Origin of the sequence: Piscibacillus salipiscarius, assembly GCF_042685285.1 — a bacterium.
Taxonomy (GTDB): domain Bacteria; phylum Bacillota; class Bacilli; order Bacillales; family Alkalibacillaceae; genus Piscibacillus; species Piscibacillus salipiscarius.
On the sequence record NZ_JBHUMZ010000016.1, the window covers coordinates 123,126 to 144,045 of the forward strand.

Here is a 20,920-nt window from a genome sequence, read left to right on the forward strand (position 1 = left end):
TATGATAGATGCAATTGATTTAGCCAGACTACCAGGAGCCTTATTATTATTTGCTAGATTAGCTGGATTTTTCATGATGGTTCCATTTTTCTCTTACCGATCCATACCAATGACTCATCGGATTGCCTTTGTTGTGTTATTAACATGGGTAATGTTCTTTGCTATCGAGATACCCGTCCTGATATTTGATGGATTTTTTATCATTTTATTACTTAAAGAGATTACGGTCGGATTAATGATTGGGTTAATCGCTTATATGATTCTTGTAGCTGTGCAAATTGCTGGAGGATTTATTGATTTCCAAATGGGATTTGCGATTGCAAATGTGGTTGATCCACAGACTGGTATTCAAAGTCCAATAGTTGGTCAATACTTTTATATTTTTACTTTGCTATTACTCGTATCAACCAATGCACATCATTTATTATTAGATGGGATTTATTACAGTTATGAGTTTATAGGGATGACAGATCTAATTTCTATCTCAAGCTCATCTTTTCCGCAGTTAATCATAAATACATTTGGTCAAATGTTTGTTATAGCATTTCAAATGTCAATTCCGATTGTTGGAATGTTGTTTTTAGTCGACGTTTCTTTAGGAATGATTGCTCGAACTGTACCTCAAGTCAATGTGTTTGTTGTTGGGTTACCATTAAAAATCTTAATAAGCTTTGCGGTAATGTTAATCTTTTTTAGCTTCTTTTTTGTTTTAATTACTAATTTATTCGAATTTATGCTTACCGCTATGAGGGACTTAATGCAAGTATTAGGAGGCGCGTAATTTTGCAGCAATTACGCTTAGATCTACAATTTTTTAACCAAGAGAAAACTGAAAAAGCAACACCCAAGAAAAGACAGGACTCTAGGAAAAAAGGCCAAGTGGCTAAAAGTCAAGATGTTAATACGTCTATTATGCTATTTAGCATTTTTATGTTTTTTATCGTGTTTGGTTCTTTTATGGGAGAAGCCTTAACAGGAATGTATACATATAGCTTCACTGAATTTATCCATTGGGATTTAACTGAAAAAACACTAGAATCTATTTTATTTCAAATGACGATAGAAGGTGTTAAGGTTGTTGCTCCTATTATGGCTGTTGCGATGATTGCCGCATTTATTGCGAACTATGTACAGATTGGTTTTCTCTTTTCTACTGAAAGTATAAAGTTTGACCTGAAAAAAGTTGATCCTATAAAGGGTTTTAAGAGAATTTTCTCGGTCAGAGCAATAGTAGAATTTTTGAAATCCATGTTTAAAATCATTGCTATAGGAGCTGTTTGTTTTGGTGTCATTTGGCTTAATAAAGATGACATTATGCTTCTATCGATGAAGAGCGTTAGTGAATCTATTAAATTCTTCGGAGAGCTCACAATTTTAATGGGGGTAGCTTCATCATTAATTCTTATGTTCCTTGCTATACCTGATTATTTATACCAAAGATATGACCATGAAAAAAACATAAAAATGTCAAAGCAAGATGTTAAAGACGAACACAAAAATACTGAGGGTGACCCTCTAATTAAATCGCGTATGAAAGAGCGGCAAAGGCAAATGGCCCAGCAAAGAATGATGAGTGAAGTTCCGCAGGCAGATGTAGTTATTACAAACCCAACGCATTATGCCATTGCTGTTAAATATGATGAAGACCGAGCTGAAGCACCTTTTGTTGTTGCTAAAGGTGCGGATTATATAGCTTTTAAAATACGAGAAGTAGCCAAAGCGAATGATGTGGTTTTAGTTGAAAACAAATGGTTGGCTCGGAATTTGTATCAAGCTGTTGATATAAATGAAGAAATACCAGAAGATTTTTTCCAGGCTGTTGCCGAAGTGTTAGCTTATGTTTATAGCATACAGCGTAAAGTGTAACGAAGTGAGGTTATAAATTATGTCAGCGAGAGATTTATCTGTTTTATTAGGAGTTATTTTAATAGTCATTATGCTTGTTATTCCTCTTCCGGGAGGCTTATTAAGTGTTTTAATATTATTTAATATAACGTTGGCATTAATCGTTATATTGGTGGCTATGAATACTCAAGAGCCTTTACAGTTTGCAATATTTCCTTCGTTATTACTTTTATTAACGCTATTTAGATTAGGGTTAAACGTGTCAACAACTCGTTCTATTCTATCAGAAGCTGACGCTGGAGGAGTCGTTGATACATTCGGTAATTTTGTTACAGGTGGAAATCCATTTGTAGGGTTAGTCATATTTGTTATTTTAGTGATCATCCAGTTCATTGTTATTACAAAAGGTGCAGAACGTGTATCGGAAGTTGCCGCTAGGTTCACCTTAGATGCAATGCCTGGTAAACAGATGAGCATTGATGCTGACTTAAATGCTGGCTTAATAACTGAACAGCAGGCTAAAGAGAGAAGAGAAAAAATTGAAAATGAAGCAGATTTTTATGGTGCTATGGACGGTGCCAGTAAATTTGTTAAAGGTGATGCAATAGCAGGTATTGTTATTGTTCTTATTAATATTATCTTTGGTTTTATAATTGGCATGACTCAAATGGGCCTTTCTTTTACAGAAACAGTCAATGTGTTTACAAGATTGACAGTAGGGGATGGTCTCGTATCACAAATTCCAGCTTTGTTAATTGCTACCGCCACTGGAATTATCGTAACAAGAGTAGCAGCAGAAGGAAATCTATCTTACGACGTAACAGAACAATTATTTAGATATCCAAAACTGCTATATGTTGCTGCAGGGGCGATTTTCTTATTAGGGCTCACTCCAATAAACTTTGGGTTAACAACTTCTATTGCTGCCTTATTAGGTGTGGGTGGTTTTTATCTTGATTCTGCTAAACAAAAACAAGAGGAAGTTGAAGATTTTGTTGATGAAGACGAGCAAACAAAGCAAGATATGTCATCACCTGAAAGTGTGGTACAGCTCCTAAATACCGATCCGATTGAATTTGAATTCGGATATGCTCTGATTCCGATTGCAGATGCAAATCAAGGCGGGGATTTACTTGATCGAATTGTCATGATTAGAAGGCAGTTAGCTTTAGAACTAGGGTTGGTAATACCAGTCGTTCGAATTAGGGATAATATTCAGCTTAATCCAAATGAGTATCAGTTAAAGGTTAAAGGAAACGAAGTGGCAAAAGGAGAGTTATACCTTAACCATTACTTAGCTATGAGTCCTGGAGTTGATGATGAGCTAGTTGATGGTATTGATACAGTCGAACCAGCTTTTGGACTTCCTGCTAAGTGGATTAATGAAGAACAAAAAGATGAAGCTGAATTAGCTGGTTATACAGTAGTCGACCCGCCATCAGTTGTGTCCACTCACATAACTGAAATAATCAAGAAGTATGCAAGTCAGTTATTAGGCAGAGAAGAAACGAAACAGTTAATCGAGCATCTCAAAGGAACACATCCGACATTAGTGGAAGAAGTTACTCCAGAACCATTATCAACTGGAGATGTTCAAAAGGTTCTTGCTAAATTATTAAGTGAACAAGTTTCAATCAAAAATCTACCAATAATTTTTGAGACACTTGCTGATTTCGGTAAAATGACGACTGATACGGATTTGTTAGCAGAATATTGCAGACAATCCTTATCACTACAAATTACAAAACAGTACATGGATGAACAAGGAATTATCAATGTAATTACAATCTCTCCAAATATTGAAAAGCTCATAGCTGAACATATTCATAAAACAGATCATGGTAATTTTCTCAATTTAGATCCTGAAAATCAGCAAAAAATCATTGAAGCTATTAATCAGGAACGAAACAAAGCATTCATCCAAGACGGAACAGCTATAGTTCTTTGTTCTCCAGCAGTTAGAATGTATATCAAACAATTAATATCAAGACATTTACCTGATGTGGTGGTGCTCTCTTATAACGAGTTAGAACCAGATGTAGATGTTGAAAGTTCAGGGGTGGTGAACTTGTCATGAAGGTAAAAAAGTATACGGCATCAACTATGCCTGAAGCCATGAAGGTCGTCAGGTCAGAATTAGGGCAATCGGCTGTCATTTTAAATTCTAGGGAGCAAAAAACAAGAGGCTTCTTAGGTTTGTTTAGAAAAAAATATATCGAAGTATTTGCTGCTATTGACCCGAACCCTAGAGATCATCACAAAGATAAACGATCAATTCGGTTTGAAACGAATAAACCACAAAGAACTGAAGTTAAACAACCCAGTGATCATGTGCTTAAAGAACTAGAATTATTAAAACAACAATTATCTACTACACAAGATCATCAGACTTTATTACCAGGGCCAATTCAAGCAATCATTACAGGTTTAAGAGATCAGGATGTTGATCAAAACGTCTTAAACCAGCTAAGTCCTTATCTCTTAGAAAAATACTATGGTGAACAATTAAAAAGTGAAGAACAGTTAAAGGGCGTTACTAAACAGTTCTTCTTGCAGCGGTTAGAACACATTGAAACGGATCAACCAAAAATGTGTGAATCAAAATATGTATATTTATTTGGGCCAACAGGAGTGGGAAAAACAACAACGATTGCCAAACTAGCGGCATCTCAATCTATATCTGAAGGAAAAAAAGTAGCTTTTATCACGTTGGACACCTATCGTATTGCTGCTATAGACCAATTAAAGACCTATGCAAAAATTTTAAATGTACCTATTGAAGTAGCCTATTCTAAGGAAGACTTAAAAAAAGCAAAGGAGAAATTTTATCAATACGATGTTATCTTTATCGATTCAGCAGGCAGAAATTATAGAAAAGACGAGTATATAGAACAAATACAAGATTATGTAGATTTTAAAGCTAATGATGAAGTGTATTGCGTTTTATCATTAACATCTAAACAAAAAGATTTAGAAGATATCTATTCAAGGTTTTCAAAATTAAACATTAACCGGGTTATTTTCACAAAAATAGATGAAACAACCCAATTTGGACCTATTTATAATTTATGGAATAAGTATAAATTTAAAATGTCATACTTAACGAACGGACAAAATGTTCCCGATGACATCCAAGATGCTTCACCTGAACTAATTGTTGATATGTTAGTTGGTGACAAGGAATGATAGAAGACCAAGCTTTTGAGTTAAGAAAGCGTGCTTTAGATAATTTCGAGAAAAAAAATGCCCGTACAATCGCAGTGTTTAGTGGTAAGGGTGGAGTAGGAAAATCAAGTTTTGCACTTAATTTTGCCATTTGTCTTAGTAGTCAAGGTAAAAAAGTTTTAATTTTGGATTTAGACATAGGGATGGGTAATATTGACATTTTGCTAGGGATGTATCCAAAACACACACTAATTTCAATGTTAGATGATCAATTAAGTATTGAAGACATTATCGAAAAGGGACCAAACAATCTATCATACATAGCAGCTGGTACAGGATTGTCTAGTTTTTTTCATTTGGATGGCAACCGTTATGAATATTTTTTAAATCAGCTTGAAAATATTACAAGGCAGTATGACTATATTTTATTTGACTTGGGAGCAGGGATGTCAGAAGAACATATGGCTTTTATTTCTGCAGCTGATGAATGTTTTGTTGTCACAACGACTGAACCGACATCCATTACAGATGCGTATGCTGCCATCAAACACTTAGTATTAGAAACATCAGATGTTAAGATTTCTCTTATGGTCAACCGTGTTTCTGGAATACAAGAATCGTTAAATGTATATGAAAGATTAAATTTGGCCGTACAAAACTTTCTTTCTCAAGAAATTAGATTGTTAGGCAGCTTACCAGAAGATCCAATTGTCATTAAAGCAGTTAAAGAACAAACGCCATTTTATATTTTAGAACGAAGAGCGAGAGTGAGTAAAACAATGGCAAAGATGACGCTAGATTACTTAAAGGCTAATCACGATTTATCTGAAGATGAAAAAGGGCAATTCATTCAAAAGTTAAAGTCTCTTTTTATTAGAAAGGTAGATTAAAATGAATGACATACGAGTGCTTGTGGTTGACGATTCAGCCTTCATGAGAAAAATGATCACTGATATGATTCAAACTTCTAAAGGTATGTCAGTCGTGGATACAGCGAGAAATGGACAGCAAGCTTTAGATAAAATTAGATCACTAAAACCTGATGTTGTCACACTTGATGTTGAAATGCCAGTTCTGGATGGTTTGTCAGTATTAAGGGAAATCATGAATACGGAACCCATTCCAGTTATCATGCTTTCAAGTTTAACTCAGCATGGAGCTGATGCGACAATTAAATCGATGGAATTAGGTGCTGTTGACTTTGTGTCAAAACCATCTGGCTCAATTTCGCTTGATATAGATAACGTAAAAGAAGAATTAATTAATAAAATTCATATGGCATATCAAGCTAATTTGCAAAAAAAACCTGCTCATTATCAAGTGAAAAATACAAAGCAATTTTTATACCATAGAAATCTTATAGCAATTGGAGTCTCTACAGGTGGACCTAAAGCATTACAAATATTATTAAATCAATTACCTCAAGAATTAGCATCCCCTGTCATCGTAATACAACATATGCCAGCAAGTTTCACCAAATCATTAGCTAGAAGGTTAAATCAACTTTCTAGTCTGACTGTAAAAGAAGCTGACCATGGTGAAATACTAAAACAAGGTACCGTTTATATTGCACCTGGTGGTAAACAACTTACTGTTAAGAAGGTTGGACAAACATTGGTAATTAATATTGACTTGTCACCTACAGGGATTAAACATACACCTTCCGTGGATTATACATATCATTCTTTATCCAAATTAAGTGATTTTAATTTGATTAACGTCATTTTAACCGGAATGGGGTCAGATGGCACTAATGGTCTAAAACAAATAAAACAAAGTCAGCCTTCTCATTACATTATTGCAGAATCAGAGGAAACATCTGTTATTTACGGTATGCCGAAAAGTGCTATTGAAAATGTAGGTGCGGATGCAGTACTTCCAATAAATAAAATTGGAGAAGCACTTACGGAATTAGTTGTCCAAAAGGGAGAGAGTTAAGATGGATACAAATGAATATTTAGATGTATTTATTGACGAGAGCTTTGAAAATCTACAATTAATGAATAATAGTTTGTTAGAACTTGAATCAAACCCTAAAGAAATTAATAAAGTTAATGAAATTTTTAGAGCAGCTCATACACTTAAAGGAATGGCTGCTACTATGGGGTTTAATGATTTATCAAAATTAACTCACCAATTAGAAAACGTATTAGATCTAATTAGAAACCAAGAACTAGATGTTACATCTAATGTACTAGACGTTATGTTTGAATCTTTAGAAGCATTAGAAACAATGGTTGAGGACATTGTAAATGGTGGAAACGGTCAAAAAGAGATACAGGTAATTCTAGATCAGTTAAATAAAATAGAATCTGGAGAAGAATTATCTGAGCCTATAAGCAGTTCAAATACATCTAATGTTCAAACTAACCTTAACCTCGATGAGTTCGAATTAACAGTCGTTGAACAGGCCAGTGCTCAAGGGCAGAATATCTTTGATATTACCATTTCGATTGATGAAGACTGTTTATTAAAGGCAGCACGTGTCTATATGGTTTTTAATGTGTTCGAAAATAATGGGAGTGTTATAAAATCAACTCCAACTGTGGAAGAACTTGAGAATGAAGAATTCGAGCAAACATTTAATGTCTTATTTATCACCGATACTGACCATGATGAACTAAAAAAACAGTTGTTAAATGTATCAGAAATTAAAGAAGTCACGATTGAGTATGTTGCATTTAATGATTCAACTCATCAAGAAGAAACTGAGCAAGAAGTATCTACAACAGTTGAAGATGTTAAAGAAGCAGACATCACTGAAACTAAAAAGCCTGTAACAAGTAAATCCATTCGAGTTAATATAGAACGCTTAGATGCTCTAATGAACTTATTTGAAGAAATGATTATTGACCGAGGTCATTTAGAACAACTAACCCATTCCATAGACCATCAAGATTTTAAAGAAACTGTCGAACGTATGACAAGAACGTCTAGTGAGTTACAAAATGTTATTTTAAAGATGCGAATGGTTGCCATAGATCAAGTCTTTAATAGATTTCCTAGAATGGTCCGTTCATTATCAAAGGAGTTAGGGAAAAAAATTGAGCTTGAAGTAACAGGTGCAGACACTGAGCTTGATCGGACTGTCATTGATGAGATTGGTGATCCACTAGTTCATTTAATACGTAATGCTATAGATCACGGTGTTGAAATGCCTGAGGAACGAGTTGCCAAAGGAAAACCTGAAACTGGTAAGCTATTTTTAAAAGCGTATCACAGTGGAAATCATGTTTTTGTAGAGATACAAGATGATGGTGGCGGCATCAATAAAGAAAAGGTTCTTCAAAAAGCCATTCAAAATCAAGTGATTACAGCTGAAGACTCTAATAAATTAGCAGATTCTCAGATATATGAATTAATTATGTCTAGTGGTTTTTCAACTGCAGACCAAATCTCTGACATATCTGGTAGAGGAGTCGGCCTCGACGTTGTCAAAAATACAATCGAATCACTTGGGGGAACCATAGAGATTGATTCTGAATTAAATTATGGTACAACTTTTTCGATTAAACTACCATTAACTCTATCTATTATTACAGCGCTCCTTGTTAAATTGGATGACGAAATATTCGCAATCCCGCTATCTTCAATTATGGAAACAGCTGTTATTCACAAAAATGAAGTTTATAGTGCGCATGGCCAAGAAGTCATTGATTTTAGAGGGCAAATTATTCCTTTAGTTGATATTCGTGACGTCTATGGTGTTAATCAAATTAATAGAGATCGTGAAGATTACTCGATTGTTGTAATTCGTAAAGGCAATAGATTAACCGGCTTAATTGTCGATTCATTTATCGGACAAAAAGAAATTGTGCTTAAGAATTTAGGTGCTAGATTGAAGGATGCATATGCTATTTCTGGAGCAACTATTTTAGGAGATGGTGAAGTAGCCTTAATTATCGATTCTAACGCTTTAGTGAAATAAGGGGGGTTAATATGGAAAGACAAAAGTTTATTATCTTAACATTAAATGAAGAATGTTATGCTATCCCGATTGACTATATTCATTCAATTGAACGTACTCAGCCTGTTACTCGAATTCCTAATACCGAAGGTTTTGTTAAAGGTGTCATTAATCTTAGAGGAATCATTACTCCCGTCATTGATCTTAGGGAAAGAATGGGCTTTGAAGCAAAACCACTAGATGAAGTGAGCCGTATTATCATCACGAATAGAAGCCAGGAATCTATTGGATTAATCGTAGATGGAGCGGATGATGTAATCGAGATTAACAATGATGATATTGAGCCACCTCCGGAAACGATATCTGAAAACTACCGTGACTATATTGAGGGCGTCATTAAGCACGAGCAACGTTTAATTGTATTATTAAGCTTAGAGCATGTATTTGAAGCAGATTTTGTGAAACAACATCATGTCTAGCTTAAGGAGACGTATAAGATGCGAGATTTATTAAAATTAGATGATCTTCATTTAGATTTGTTAAAAGAAATTGGGAACATTGGAGCTGGAAATGCCACAACATCGTTATCTAATTTATTATCGATTCCAATCCAAATGAGTGTACCGACAGTTAATGTTATTAGCTTTGAAGAAATTATAGAGCTTACAGGCGGTCCAGATGAAGTGAAAGCCACAACGTTTGTCGAATTTGAAGGCGAGTTTACTGGGAATATGTTTTTCTTTATATCTCCAGAACAAGCTGATCAGTTCATTCAGACATTAACTCAGGATGCTAAACAATCAATTTTAAATGAGCAAAATGAATTAGCTTTTTCAGCTTTCTTAGAATTAGGGAACATATTAACGGGATCTTATTTAAGAGCTTTATCAGATTTTTTGCAAATTAATTTGTATTCTCTTGTGCCTGAGGCAACAGTTGACATGGCAGGAGCCATAATGACTGAGGGGTTAATTGAGACATCAGTGACTTCCGACTATGCTATTATCATTGAAACAGTTTTTCAGTCAGATTTCTTTAATGAGGACATTAATGGTCATTTCTTCTTATTGCCTGACCCGAATGCGTTTGATAAGATTTTTAGTCAACTAGGAGTTTAAGTGATGAATCAATTACAAGAACAAGTTAAAGTAGGAATAGCTGATGTAGCAATTGCGAAAAGTAGTCAAGCCCTTATAACCTCAGGCTTAGGTTCATGTGTCGGAATTATATTATATGATGAGAGTTTAAAAATAGCTAGCATGGCTCATGTGATGCTGCCTGACTCTAACATGACTAGACAGTCTCATTTTAAAAAGGGGAAATTTGCAGATACCGGAATCGACACGTGTTTGAATTTATTATCAGAAGAAGGCAGTCAAGTGTTTAACATGAAAGCAAAAATGGCTGGTGGTGCACAGATGTTTAAAACGACATCATCAGATAAGTTAAACATCGGTCAGAAAAATGTATCAGCGATTGAAAAGAAGTTATCCCAATTAAACATTCCGATTGTTGCAAAAGATGTAGGTGGACATAACGGACGATCGATTGAGTTTGATATTGAAACGAGTCAATTGAAGATTAGAACCGTTTATCAAGGCGTTCAGTATATATAATTGATTTAACGCAATCTTATTATTTACAAGTGGGGGAATTGTGATGCAACATAAGACAGCCTCTTTATCAGAGCTTTGGAAAAAGTGGCAACAAGAGCACGATCAAGAAGTCGGGAACCAGTTAGTAGAATACTATATGCCACTGATTACTTATCAAGTTAATCGTGTTTTTGCCCATCTTCCCCAAAATGTAGACCGTCAAGATGTTAAAAGTTTAGCTTTCATGGGGCTTGTCGATGCTCTTGAGAAGTTTGATCACAATAGAGATTTAAAATTTGATACATATGCTTCAATTAGAATTAAAGGTGCCATTATTGACGGTTTAAGAAAAGAAGACTGGTTGCCACGGACAGTTCGTGATAAATCGAAAATTATTGAAAGTGCCTACGAACAATTGGAACAGAGTTTCAAAAGGACTCCCTTACTGTCTGAGGTATCGGAATATGTAGAGATGCCTGAGGAAGAGGTTGCGGAAATTGTTAAAGATACACTATATGCTAACTTATTATCAATAGAAGAAAAAACAAATGATGAATCAGACGAACAGCGAGAAAGTTTGAGAAATACTGTTCCTGACCAAGACAGGTTATCACCTGATGAAGCATTGATTAAACAAGAACAAATAGAAGAGCTATCTCATTCCATTCTACATTTAAATGAAAAAGAACAACTCGTTATAAGTTTATTTTATAAAGAAGAACTCACATTAACAGAAGTAGGGCAGATCCTTGGCCTTTCGACATCAAGAATTTCACAAATTCATAGCAAAGCTATTACGAAATTGAAAGATCAGCTTTCTGGAATATCATGATCATTCTAGACTATTTGTGATATTCTATCACCTCGAGAGGAGGGTGACAGGTGGATTTGAATAAGGTTTTTCAAGTAACTGTTACTGAAGATAAGATGTCTGCATATTTACATACACTAGACCCTATTGAACTAAATAAACTGTTAAATTATGAGCTAAATGTAACGAATCAAGATTTGCTCCATTTTATTCAAGAACAGGGAGTTAGCTATGGGTTGCGCTATGACAATATTGATTTTATTATAAATAATCTAAATAAGGTTAGCTTCCCTATCCTGATTGCTGAAGGAAATCATCCCAGTCCAGGACGAGATGGTTATATTGATTTCAAAGTTGAACATTCAATTAGAATGGAGCTTCATGAACAGGAGCGAATCGATTTTAAAAATGTAATCAAAATACCAGTTGTAGAACCAGGTCAATTAATTGCTATTATTCAGCAACCTTCTGAGGGGACAGCTGGTAAAGATGTTTATGATGAGGTAGTTCATTCAAGACGTGGTAAAACTGTTCATATTATGGCAGGTGAAAATACGACTTTTGATGAACATAAACAAGCTATTTACGCTTCCAATTTTGGTCAAGTTTCATTGATTAATAATCAGATAAAAGTGTTGCCTTTATACGAAGTTAATGAATCATTAAATTTATCAACTGGTAATATTGAATTTAATGGTTCGGTGCTTATAAAAGGTGATGTGCCTGAGGGGTATCGTGTTGAAGCTAAAGGTGACATAACAATTGAAGGATTAGTTGAAGGAGCTATTATTAAGGCTGGAGGCTCAATCTATATAAAGGAAGGAATTTCAGCCACTGGAAAAGGTTTTATTGAAGCGGGTGTTGATCTTGCGACTCCTCATATTAATCAAGGGCATGTTAAAGCAGGAAGACATATAAAAGTTGAGCAATCCATCATACATAGCAAAATAACTGCCTTAGAAGCTATAACATGTCAAAAAGGGCATGTGATTGGGGGCACAATTTCAGCAGGTTCCATCATCGTATGTCAAGATTTAGGTAATCGAATGCACACATTAACTCGAGTATATCTTGGTGAAAATAAAGAGGACCGAGACCATAGAATGAACATAAACCAACAAATTAAACAACTAGATTCTGAAATTGAAAAATTACAATTACTTGGACAAGCATTATCTAAGAAAAGCGAACGATCACCTAAGGAACAATTAACGCTAAAGAAACAAAGATATACATTAGAAGAAAAACAGTTAAAATTAAAGGAACTTTTTCAAAAACAAGAACAAATAACTGACCATAATGAGAATAAAAAGTTTAACCAAATATTAATTCATGGTATGCTATACCCAAATGTAGAAGTAACTTCTGGTAAATATTCTAGACGATTTAATAGTCCCTTTAAACAAGCATCTATTCTTTTTGATGGAAAAGAATTCAGTTTAGAATCGATTGAATAATATGAGTGGAGGTGTATGAATTGAGCTGGAAATCTGTTGAAATGCAAGTTGCGCTTCCAAGAGTGGTCGATGCTGCGCACTTACAGGAACAATATAATCAACGTGGACAGACTTTACAAACTCACCTTGCACAAACGAACCAATCTGAAGAACTTTTAAGACGAAAACAAGTTCAAAAAACTAATTCTGATAATTCCGCATCTAATGATTTAAATCGTCATAACAAGCAACAGGAAAATATACAATTAGGCACACATCCTTTTCTAGGGAAACTCTATGATTTAAAAGGCTAAATGAGGTAAAGATATGAGTTCTTTTTTATTCACTTTAAGTTTATTGCTGCATGGTGTGACCTTCGTCATTATTTTTTATTTGTTTCAGAGAATTCAACAGTTTAAATACTCAGACGATGAGCAAAGAGTTAAAGATATTGAGGATCTATTTAATTCCTATTTATTAGAGATTAAAGATGAAAACAAAAAATTTGTGGAATCATTGTCCAATCTGAATTCAATTAAGCCTGAAAAACAAGATGAACATATTTCCCCTAATGACGATATATATAATTCGAATATAGATATGATTAATCCAGACATGACATCTGATCAATTAGATACACCTTCAACAGAATCTCAGGTACTGTATATGTATAAACAAGGCCATACAATTGATCATATTGCTAAAGAATTAGATCTTGGTCATACCGAAGTAGAATTAATCATTAAATTTAATGAAAAAATACACCAATAATCCTTGCTTGTTTAGGTTTGTTATGATATATTAACTTTTGGTGTTAATACACACGCTTATGGAGATAAGCCTTGGTGCTCATACTTTTGAGTGAGGTTTATTTATGAATTAAGCGGAGGAATAAAACCATAGGAGGAATTTTAGAATGTCTGTAATTTCAATGAAACAATTACTTGAAGCAGGTGTTCATTTTGGACACCAAACTCGCCGTTGGAATCCGAAAATGAAAAAATACATTTTCACAGAGCGTAACGGCATTTACATCATTGACCTTCAAAAAACAGTTAAAAAGGTTGATGAAGCGTATAACTTCATTAAGCAAATTGCTGAAGATGGAGGAACTGTATTATTCGTTGGTACGAAGAAGCAAGCTCAAGACACTGTTAAAGAGGAAGCTCTTCGTTCTGGAATGTACTACGTTAACCAACGTTGGTTAGGTGGTACATTAACTAACTTCAAAACAATCCAAAAGCGTGTTAATCGTCTAAAAGACATTGAACGCATGGAAGAAGACGGTACATTTGATGTATTACCGAAAAAAGAAGTAGTTATGATCCTTAAAGAAAAAGAACGTCTTGAAAAATTCTTAGGCGGGGTTAAAGACATGGATGGTCTACCAGATGCTCTATTCATTGTTGACCCTCGTAAAGAACGCATTGCTGTTGCGGAAGCTCACAAATTAAACATTCCTATTGTGGCAATGGTTGATACTAACTGTGACCCGGATGAAGTTGATTATGTCATTCCTGCAAACGATGATGCGATTCGTGCTGTTAAGCTAATGACTGCTAAAATGGCAGATGCTATTTTAGAAGTTAAGCAAGGCGAAACAACTCAAGATGTTTCTGAAGAAGCTACTGAAGAAGTAGTAGAAGAAACTGAAACTGTGCAAGAATAAAAGGTGAGGTGATAAGAGGTTGAGCCTTTTATCACCTTTTTTAAAGCAAATAAACATACTATGCATGGCGATGATTAATTAATCAAAGCCTAAATCTATATAGAATGAGTTTAAGGAGGATTCTTATGGCTGTAACTGCAAAAATGGTTAAAGAATTACGTGAAAAAACTGGTGCTGGCATGATGGATTGTAAAAAAGCACTTACTGAGACAGACGGCGATATTGATAAAGCTGTTGAATATCTTCGTGAAAAAGGCATGGCTAAAGCAGCTAAAAAAGCTGACCGTATTGCCGCTGAAGGTTCAACTCATATCGTAAGTGAAGGCAACACAGCTGTCATTATTGAAGTGAACAGTGAGACTGACTTTGTAGCTAAAAATGATCAGTTTAAAACCATACTTAATGACTTGGCTACACATATCCTTAAGTTCAAACCTGCTACAGTTGAAGAAGCAATGGAACAAAACATCAATGATACTGACGAAACTGTTGAACATTACATTAAATCTGCAATTGCAAAAATCGGTGAGAAAATTTCTCTACGTCGCTTTGAAATCGTAGAAAAAAGTGATAATGCTGCTTTTGGTGAATACCTACACATGGGAGGACGTATTGGCGTTCTAACATTACTAGAAGGTACAACAGAAGATTCAGTAGCTAAAGATGTAGCAATGCATGTTGCTGCAGTAAACCCTCGTTATGTTTCACGTGATGAAGTTCCTGAGGAAGAAGTTAACAAAGAGCGTGAAGTTTTAAAACAACAAGCTTTAAATGAAGGAAAGCCTGAAAACATAGTTGAAAAAATGGTCGAAGGTCGTTTAAGAAAATTCTTTGAAGAAATTTGCCTATTAGAACAGGAATTTGTTAAAGACCCTGATCAGAAAGTTAAACAATTTGTTGAATCTAATGGTGCCACGGTTAAATCATTCGTTCGTTATGAAGTTGGCGAAGGAATGGAAAAACGTGAAGATAACTTCGTTGATGAAGTTATGAACCAAGTCAATAAATAATAATTGCTGATGAATAGGGGACACATTGTGTCTCCTATTTTTCAAGAGAGAATAGTCAATAAAGGCAAACATAACGGAGGTAAATATGTCGAAAGCAAGATATAATCGTATCGTACTAAAGTTAAGTGGTGAGGCCTTAAGTGGCGATAAAGGATATGGAATTGATCCTAAATTCATTAAGTCAATTGCTCAGCAGATTAAAGAAATTCATGAACTAGGAGTCGAAATTGCAATTGTTGTTGGCGGAGGAAACCTATGGCGTGGTAAAATTGGTAGTGAAGTAGGTATGGACCGCGCGAATGCAGATTATATGGGAATGCTTGCGACAGTTATGAATTCTTTAGCATTACAGGACGGTTTAGAGAATTTAGATATTCCAACTCGAGTTCAAACATCAATTGAAATGCGACAAGTTGCAGAGCCTTATATCCGCCGAAAAGCGATGCGTCATTTAGAGAAAAAACGCGTCGTCATTTTTGCAGGTGGTACAGGTAATCCTTATTTCTCTACTGATACAACAGCTGCATTAAGAGCTGCTGAAATGGAAGCAGATGTCATCTTAATGGCTAAAAACAATGTTGATGGTGTTTATAACGCTGACCCTCAAGTCGATTCTAATGCATACAAATATGATCAACTATCATATTTAGATCTATTAAATGAGGGCTTAGGAGTCATGGACTCAACTGCTTCATCATTATGTATGGACAATGATATTGCTTTAATAGTATTCTCTATATTAGATAAAGGAAATATTAAACGAGTTTTAACAGGCGAAAATATTGGAACAATAATTAGGAGGAAAGATAATCATGAGTGATTCGGTTATTCAAGAGTGCAGAGACAAAATGAAGAAAGCTGTTCAAGCTTTTTCTAAACAATTATCGACAGTAAGAGCAGGACGTGCTAACCCAGCTATTTTAGACAGTGTCTATGTTGAGTACTATGGAGCAAATACTCCATTAAATCAATTATCGACTGTATCAGCACCTGAACCGCGATTATTAGTTATTACTCCATTTGATAAATCAGCAATTGAAAATATTGAAAAAGGTATTCAAAAAGCAGATCTTGGTCTTACACCAAATAACGATGGGAATGTTATTCGTATCAGTATTCCTGCTTTAACAGAAGAACGCCGTAAAGACTTAGTTAAAGTAACTAAAAAATATGCAGAAGAAGCTAGAGTTCAAGTACGTAATATCCGCCGTGATGCTAATGATCAATTGAAAAAACTTGAAAAAGATGGTGACATTACGGAAGATGAATTACGTTCTTATCAAGATGATGTCCAGAAACAAACAGATCAGCATATTAATGAAATTGATCAATTATTAGAGTCTAAAGAAAAAGAAATTACAGAAGTATAAAAGTAGATATATACTTCACTAATTCATGATATAATAATTAATAATAGCTTTCGCATCATGCGAAAGCTAAATTTTTCTTATGTTATTGGCGAGGGATGGGCATGAATTTTAAGACAAATAAGAAACTAGACATGGATCGTTTAGACCCTACCAATGTCCCTAAACATGTCGCAATCATTATGGATGGTAATGGAAGGTGGGCTAAAAAGAGAGGTCTGCCAAGGTTTGCAGGGCATAAAGAAGGTATGAAAACCATCAAGAAAGTCGTGGAAAGAGCAGTCGAATTAAATCTTGAAGCGATTACGCTCTATGCTTTTTCTACTGAGAATTGGAAAAGACCGCCTAAAGAAGTTGAATTCATTATGAAGCTACCTTCTCAATTTTTAGATACATACTTACCGGAATTAATTGAAAATAATGTTAGAGTAACTACAATTGGTCACTACGATGGATTACCTGAATTTACTAAAAAGGCCGTTCAATATTCTGTTGAACGAACTAAAAATAACACAGGTCTAGTATTAAATTTTGCTTTAAATTATGGGAGCCGGTCAGAAATTGTAGATGCTGTCAAACAGATCTGTGAAAATGTCAAACAAGATCATTTAAATTCAGATGAAATAAACGAAGAACTTATTTCAAATTATTTATATACTAATCAACTTCCAGACCCCGACCTTGTTATTAGAACAAGCGGAGAACAAAGATTGAGTAATTATTTATTGTGGCAAGTTGCTTATGCGGAATTCTATTTTACTGATAAGTTATGGCCTGAATTTAATCATGACGCATTTGATGAAGCAATAATCGAATTTCAAAACCGCAAAAGAAGATTTGGTGGTCTATAAGGTGTGATAACATGAAAACACGAATTATTACTGCAGCTGTTGGCTTGGCTGTGTTTTTACCATTTGTAATATACGGTGACTGGCCTTTTGTTATTTTTATTTATTTAATTGGAACAATTGGACTATTTGAATTATTGAATATGAAACGTATTCCTGTATTATCGTTTCCAACAGTGGTGGGTACCCTTTTATTATGGGTGTTTTTACTAAATGATGAATTTACTCACATTATGAAATGGACCTCTTTAACCCAGTCTGAAATGCTTTATATTTTAGTATTTATATTATTAGCTTATACAGTACTAGTAAAAAATAGGTTCTCTTTTGATGACGTTGCCTTTGTTTTATTATCTTCTTTATACGTTGGGATAGGTTTCGGTTATGTCATTGAAACGAGACTGGCAGGAATCGAATATTTGTTATATGCATTGTTAATTGTTTGGTTTACAGATTCCGGAGCTTATTTTGCTGGACGAGCTATTGGAAAGCATAAACTTTGGCCAATTATTAGCCCCAAAAAAACAATAGAAGGTTTTGTAGGGGGAATTATTGGAGCTGTCTTAATTGGAATCATCCTTCAATTGATGCTAGATATTCATGATCATATGTGGGTTGTTATTTTAGTTTCAATTTTTGCATCATTGTTAGCTCAAATTGGTGATCTCATTCAATCAGCTTTTAAACGTATATATGATATTAAGGATTCTGGACATATTTTGCCTGGACATGGTGGGATTCTTGATCGCTTTGACAGCTTAATATTTATGGTGCCATTTTTACATTTTATCCAATTTATAATGATATAAATGAGGGATTTTGATGAAGAAAGTAACGCTATTAGGTGGAACAGGTTCAATTGGACTTCAAACTATAGACCTTATTCAAACTCATCCAGAACAATTTCAGTTAGTGGCTTTTGCATTTGGAACAAATGTTGAAAAGGCACTTCCTGTTATTGAACAATTAAAGCCTAAATACATTGTTGTACAAAATCGCGAAACTTTTACAAAACTAAGTAATAAAATAAGTTATAGCCCAGTTATTAAATATGGAATGGAAGCATTAAATGAAGTTGTCTCTTTACCTGAAGTTGATCTAGTCGTTAATGCAGTTCTAGGTAGTGTTGGTTTAGAGCCTACTCTAGAAGCTATAAGAGCTAAAAAACAGATCGCTTTTGCCAATAAAGAGACATTAGTAACAGCTGGTCACATTGTGATGAAGGAAGCTAAACAACACAATGTTGAGTTGCTACCAGTAGATAGTGAACACGCCGCTATTCATCAATGTTTGAAAGCTGAAAATCGAAGTGAAGTTAAACGAATCATTTTAACTGCTTCAGGTGGAAGTTTTAGAAATCAAACACGTGAAGAATTAGTCGGGGTGACGAAAAACGATGCATTAAAACACCCTAACTGGAGTATGGGAGCTAAAATTACCATTGACTCTGCAACTATGATGAATAAGGGACTAGAAGTTATAGAAGCACATTGGTTGTTTGATACTCCTTATGACAATCTTGATGTTATCTTACATAATGAAAGTGTTATTCATTCAATGGTGGAGTTTGTTGATCAAAGCGTGATGGCACAATTAGGGACTCCAGATATGAGAATTCCTATACAATATGCTTTAACCTATCCAGAACGAGCTAAGTATAATTTAAGCGAACCACTTGATTTAGTTAAGATAGGTCGGTTAAATTTTAGAGAAATGAGTTTTGAACGTTTCCCATGCTTACGTATGGCTTATGAAGCAGGCAGAGTAGGCGGTTCTTTACCAACTGTTCTTAATGCTGCAAATGAAGAAGCCGTTAAATTGTTTTTAGATGACCAAATAACGTTTTTAGAAATTGAAAAACTTATTGAACGTGAATTAGAAAGTCACTCAGTTATTCATAACCCTGATTTAGACTCCATTTTAGAGTTAGATCAAGAAATACGTAACAGAGTCAGTAATGCTGTCCTAAAAAGGTAGGTGCTTGTAAATGAATTTCGATACGATAATTGCTTTTATATTTATGTTTGGGCTTTTAGTGTTCATTCACGAGTTTGGCCATTTAATTTTTGCTAAAAGAGCAGGAATGTTAGCCAGAGAATTTGCTATTGGCTTTGGACCAAAGATTTTCTCTTATCGTAAGGATGAAACATTATATACTGTACGCTTACTTCCAATCGGGGGATATGTAAGGGTTGCAGGTGAAGACCCAGAAATTATCGATTTAAAGCCAGGTTACCATATCGGACTTGAATTTAATGAATCAGGTAAAGTTAATAAAATTATCGTTAATAATAAATCCAAGCACCCGAATGCTAAAATTGTTGAAGTAGAAAGAATTGATTTAGATCATGATCTTATCATCAATTGTTTTGATATTAATACAGATGAACGTTATCAATATGAGGTGGACCGCAAAGCTCTCTTTGTGATGGATGAGAAAGAAACATTAATTGCTCCTTATGATCGTCAATTCGCCTCAAAGTCTGTTCCTAAAAAGGGAATGCAAGTTTTCGCAGGACCAATGATGAACTTTTTATTAGCGATTGCGTTATTTATCGGTTTAGGCTTATTTCAAGGTGTACCGGATAAGGATGCAGTGGTTGGCAATGTTCAAGAAGGAACCCCTGCTAGTGAGGCTGAGCTCATGGCAGGTGATGAAATCCTAAGTATTAACGGTGAATCAATTGAGGACTGGGTAAGTTTTGTTCGGTTTGTACAAGATCGTCCAAATGAAGAAATTAGTTTAACTGTTGAACGTGATGGTGAAATTATTGAGAAAAGTTTAACTACTATGTCACAAGAAACACAAAATGGTGAAACAATAGGGCAAGTAGGTATTAGACGGAATTTAGAAGAGGGTCCTGTTGAAGCGTTCAAATTTGGATTTACACAAACATATGAAGTAGGTAAGTTGATCTTAACTGCATTAGGACAATTAGTTACTGGACAATTATCATTAGATGCTCTCGCTGGTCCAGTTGGAATTTATGATGCAACGGATCAAGTCGTTCAGACTGGATTTACTAACTTTTTAACCTGGACAGCAATGCTTAGTATTAACCTAGGTATTATTAATCTGCTGCCTCTACCGGCATTAGATGGAGGTCGCTTAATGTTTATAGGCATTGAAGCAGTTAGAGGAAAACCATTAGACCCTGAAAAAGAAGGGTTTGTTCATTTTATTGGATTTGCCTTATTAATGCTACTTATGATTGTAGTAACATGGAACGATATTGAGCGGTTGTTTATGTAAGTGGTAAAATACGA

At 34.7% G+C, this 20,920-nt stretch carries 22 protein-coding genes; all 22 read left to right on the forward strand.

Features of this window, described 5'->3' with window-relative positions; all coding sequences use genetic code 11:
- Position 1 precedes the first annotated feature (1 nt).
- The 22 genes from fliR (at position 2) to rseP (ending at position 20,906) form a co-directional block, all read left to right on the forward strand.
- Positions 2 to 781 carry a flagellar biosynthetic protein FliR gene (gene fliR / locus ACFSW4_RS05385; protein WP_377327941.1) on the forward strand — a complete coding sequence of 260 codons (780 nt, stop codon included), beginning with the start codon at positions 2 to 4 and terminating at the stop codon, positions 779 to 781.
- A gap of 2 nt (positions 782 to 783) precedes the next feature.
- Complete coding sequence (flhB, locus tag ACFSW4_RS05390; protein WP_377327943.1) at positions 784 to 1,866, forward strand: flagellar biosynthesis protein FlhB; 1,083 nt, start codon at positions 784 to 786, stop codon at positions 1,864 to 1,866.
- 19 nt (positions 1,867 to 1,885) lie between these two features.
- Positions 1,886 to 3,922: a flagellar biosynthesis protein FlhA gene (flhA, locus tag ACFSW4_RS05395; protein WP_377327945.1), complete on the forward strand. Its 2,037-nt coding sequence runs from the start codon at positions 1,886 to 1,888 to the stop codon at positions 3,920 to 3,922.
- A complete protein-coding gene (gene flhF, locus ACFSW4_RS05400; RefSeq protein WP_377327947.1) occupies positions 3,919 to 5,031 on the forward strand; it encodes a flagellar biosynthesis protein FlhF in 1,113 nt (370 codons plus the stop codon). The genes flhA and flhF overlap by 4 nt, the downstream gene beginning before the upstream one ends.
- The gene (locus ACFSW4_RS05405; protein WP_377327949.1) at positions 5,028 to 5,900 is read left to right on the forward strand and encodes a MinD/ParA family protein; all 873 of its coding nucleotides are present in this window, start codon (positions 5,028 to 5,030) and stop codon (positions 5,898 to 5,900) included. The genes flhF and ACFSW4_RS05405 overlap by 4 nt, the downstream gene beginning before the upstream one ends.
- A 1-nt stretch (position 5,901) precedes the next feature.
- The gene (locus tag ACFSW4_RS05410) at positions 5,902 to 6,948 is read left to right on the forward strand and encodes a protein-glutamate methylesterase/protein-glutamine glutaminase (RefSeq protein WP_377327951.1); all 1,047 of its coding nucleotides are present in this window, start codon (positions 5,902 to 5,904) and stop codon (positions 6,946 to 6,948) included.
- A 1-nt stretch (position 6,949) separates the two neighbouring features.
- The gene (locus ACFSW4_RS05415; RefSeq protein WP_377327953.1) at positions 6,950 to 8,938 is read left to right on the forward strand and encodes a chemotaxis protein CheW; all 1,989 of its coding nucleotides are present in this window, start codon (positions 6,950 to 6,952) and stop codon (positions 8,936 to 8,938) included.
- A gap of 11 nt (positions 8,939 to 8,949) precedes the next feature.
- The gene (locus ACFSW4_RS05420; protein WP_054751480.1) at positions 8,950 to 9,396 is read left to right on the forward strand and encodes a chemotaxis protein CheW; all 447 of its coding nucleotides are present in this window, start codon (positions 8,950 to 8,952) and stop codon (positions 9,394 to 9,396) included.
- A gap of 18 nt (positions 9,397 to 9,414) precedes the next feature.
- Positions 9,415 to 10,035 (forward strand): chemotaxis protein CheC, encoded by a 621-nt coding sequence (locus ACFSW4_RS05425; RefSeq protein WP_377327955.1) that lies wholly within the window; start codon positions 9,415 to 9,417, stop codon positions 10,033 to 10,035.
- A 3-nt stretch (positions 10,036 to 10,038) separates the two neighbouring features.
- Positions 10,039 to 10,533 carry a chemotaxis protein CheD gene (locus tag ACFSW4_RS05430; RefSeq protein ID WP_377327956.1) on the forward strand — a complete coding sequence of 165 codons (495 nt, stop codon included), beginning with the start codon at positions 10,039 to 10,041 and terminating at the stop codon, positions 10,531 to 10,533.
- Positions 10,534 to 10,576: 43 nt separating this feature from the next.
- Positions 10,577 to 11,344 (forward strand): FliA/WhiG family RNA polymerase sigma factor, encoded by a 768-nt coding sequence (locus ACFSW4_RS05435; RefSeq protein WP_377327958.1) that lies wholly within the window; start codon positions 10,577 to 10,579, stop codon positions 11,342 to 11,344.
- A gap of 50 nt (positions 11,345 to 11,394) precedes the next feature.
- On the forward strand, positions 11,395 to 12,780 hold the full coding sequence (locus ACFSW4_RS05440) for a DUF342 domain-containing protein (RefSeq protein WP_054751478.1): 1,386 nt from the start codon (positions 11,395 to 11,397) through the stop codon (positions 12,778 to 12,780).
- A 20-nt stretch (positions 12,781 to 12,800) separates the two neighbouring features.
- On the forward strand, positions 12,801 to 13,073 hold the full coding sequence (locus ACFSW4_RS05445; RefSeq protein ID WP_054751476.1) for a hypothetical protein: 273 nt from the start codon (positions 12,801 to 12,803) through the stop codon (positions 13,071 to 13,073).
- Positions 13,074 to 13,086: 13 nt separating this feature from the next.
- Positions 13,087 to 13,530, forward strand: a complete 444-nt coding sequence (locus ACFSW4_RS05450; protein WP_377327960.1) for a DUF6115 domain-containing protein — start codon at positions 13,087 to 13,089, stop codon at positions 13,528 to 13,530.
- A gap of 145 nt (positions 13,531 to 13,675) precedes the next feature.
- Positions 13,676 to 14,428 carry a 30S ribosomal protein S2 gene (rpsB, locus tag ACFSW4_RS05455; protein WP_377327962.1) on the forward strand — a complete coding sequence of 251 codons (753 nt, stop codon included), beginning with the start codon at positions 13,676 to 13,678 and terminating at the stop codon, positions 14,426 to 14,428.
- A 125-nt stretch (positions 14,429 to 14,553) separates the two neighbouring features.
- On the forward strand, positions 14,554 to 15,438 hold the full coding sequence (gene tsf / locus ACFSW4_RS05460; RefSeq protein WP_377327964.1) for a translation elongation factor Ts: 885 nt from the start codon (positions 14,554 to 14,556) through the stop codon (positions 15,436 to 15,438).
- Positions 15,439 to 15,523: 85 nt separating this feature from the next.
- Positions 15,524 to 16,258: a UMP kinase gene (gene pyrH, locus ACFSW4_RS05465; protein ID WP_377327966.1), complete on the forward strand. Its 735-nt coding sequence runs from the start codon at positions 15,524 to 15,526 to the stop codon at positions 16,256 to 16,258.
- Positions 16,251 to 16,808 (forward strand): ribosome recycling factor, encoded by a 558-nt coding sequence (frr, locus tag ACFSW4_RS05470; RefSeq protein ID WP_054751470.1) that lies wholly within the window; start codon positions 16,251 to 16,253, stop codon positions 16,806 to 16,808. The genes pyrH and frr overlap by 8 nt, the downstream gene beginning before the upstream one ends.
- A 101-nt stretch (positions 16,809 to 16,909) precedes the next feature.
- On the forward strand, positions 16,910 to 17,656 hold the full coding sequence (locus tag ACFSW4_RS05475; RefSeq protein ID WP_377327968.1) for an isoprenyl transferase: 747 nt from the start codon (positions 16,910 to 16,912) through the stop codon (positions 17,654 to 17,656).
- A gap of 11 nt (positions 17,657 to 17,667) precedes the next feature.
- Positions 17,668 to 18,462 carry a phosphatidate cytidylyltransferase gene (locus ACFSW4_RS05480; protein WP_377327970.1) on the forward strand — a complete coding sequence of 265 codons (795 nt, stop codon included), beginning with the start codon at positions 17,668 to 17,670 and terminating at the stop codon, positions 18,460 to 18,462.
- Positions 18,463 to 18,475: 13 nt separating this feature from the next.
- Entirely contained in the window at positions 18,476 to 19,630 is a 1,155-nt protein-coding gene (gene dxr / locus ACFSW4_RS05485; protein ID WP_054751467.1) for a 1-deoxy-D-xylulose-5-phosphate reductoisomerase, read from the forward strand.
- A 10-nt stretch (positions 19,631 to 19,640) separates the two neighbouring features.
- A complete protein-coding gene (gene rseP, locus ACFSW4_RS05490) occupies positions 19,641 to 20,906 on the forward strand; it encodes an RIP metalloprotease RseP (RefSeq protein WP_377327972.1) in 1,266 nt (421 codons plus the stop codon).
- Positions 20,907 to 20,920 lie beyond the last annotated feature (14 nt).

Bases quoted from the DNA above. Each gene is read 5' to 3' on its own strand.
- ACFSW4_RS05425 (WP_377327955.1), top strand. From the start codon at position 9,415: ATGCGAGATTTATTAAAATTAGATGATCTTCATTTAGATTTGTTAAAA.
- dxr (WP_054751467.1), top strand. From the start codon at position 18,476: ATGAAGAAAGTAACGCTATTAGGTGGAACAGGTTCAATTGGACTTCAA.
- ACFSW4_RS05415 (WP_377327953.1), top strand. From the start codon at position 6,950: ATGGATACAAATGAATATTTAGATGTATTTATTGACGAGAGCTTTGAA.
- tsf (WP_377327964.1), top strand. From the start codon at position 14,554: ATGGCTGTAACTGCAAAAATGGTTAAAGAATTACGTGAAAAAACTGGT.
- ACFSW4_RS05430 (WP_377327956.1), top strand. From the start codon at position 10,039: ATGAATCAATTACAAGAACAAGTTAAAGTAGGAATAGCTGATGTAGCA.
- ACFSW4_RS05410 (WP_377327951.1), top strand. From the start codon at position 5,902: ATGAATGACATACGAGTGCTTGTGGTTGACGATTCAGCCTTCATGAGA.
- ACFSW4_RS05450 (WP_377327960.1), top strand. From the start codon at position 13,087: ATGAGTTCTTTTTTATTCACTTTAAGTTTATTGCTGCATGGTGTGACC.
- flhA (WP_377327945.1), top strand. From the start codon at position 1,886: ATGTCAGCGAGAGATTTATCTGTTTTATTAGGAGTTATTTTAATAGTC.
- ACFSW4_RS05405 (WP_377327949.1), top strand. From the start codon at position 5,028: ATGATAGAAGACCAAGCTTTTGAGTTAAGAAAGCGTGCTTTAGATAAT.
- ACFSW4_RS05435 (WP_377327958.1), top strand. From the start codon at position 10,577: ATGCAACATAAGACAGCCTCTTTATCAGAGCTTTGGAAAAAGTGGCAA.
- pyrH (WP_377327966.1), top strand. From the start codon at position 15,524: ATGTCGAAAGCAAGATATAATCGTATCGTACTAAAGTTAAGTGGTGAG.
- flhF (WP_377327947.1), top strand. From the start codon at position 3,919: ATGAAGGTAAAAAAGTATACGGCATCAACTATGCCTGAAGCCATGAAG.
- ACFSW4_RS05480 (WP_377327970.1), top strand. From the start codon at position 17,668: ATGAAAACACGAATTATTACTGCAGCTGTTGGCTTGGCTGTGTTTTTA.
- rseP (WP_377327972.1), top strand. From the start codon at position 19,641: ATGAATTTCGATACGATAATTGCTTTTATATTTATGTTTGGGCTTTTA.
- ACFSW4_RS05420 (WP_054751480.1), top strand. From the start codon at position 8,950: ATGGAAAGACAAAAGTTTATTATCTTAACATTAAATGAAGAATGTTAT.
- rpsB (WP_377327962.1), top strand. From the start codon at position 13,676: ATGTCTGTAATTTCAATGAAACAATTACTTGAAGCAGGTGTTCATTTT.
- fliR (WP_377327941.1), top strand. From the start codon at position 2: ATGATAGATGCAATTGATTTAGCCAGACTACCAGGAGCCTTATTATTA.
- frr (WP_054751470.1), top strand. From the start codon at position 16,251: ATGAGTGATTCGGTTATTCAAGAGTGCAGAGACAAAATGAAGAAAGCT.
- ACFSW4_RS05475 (WP_377327968.1), top strand. From the start codon at position 16,910: ATGAATTTTAAGACAAATAAGAAACTAGACATGGATCGTTTAGACCCT.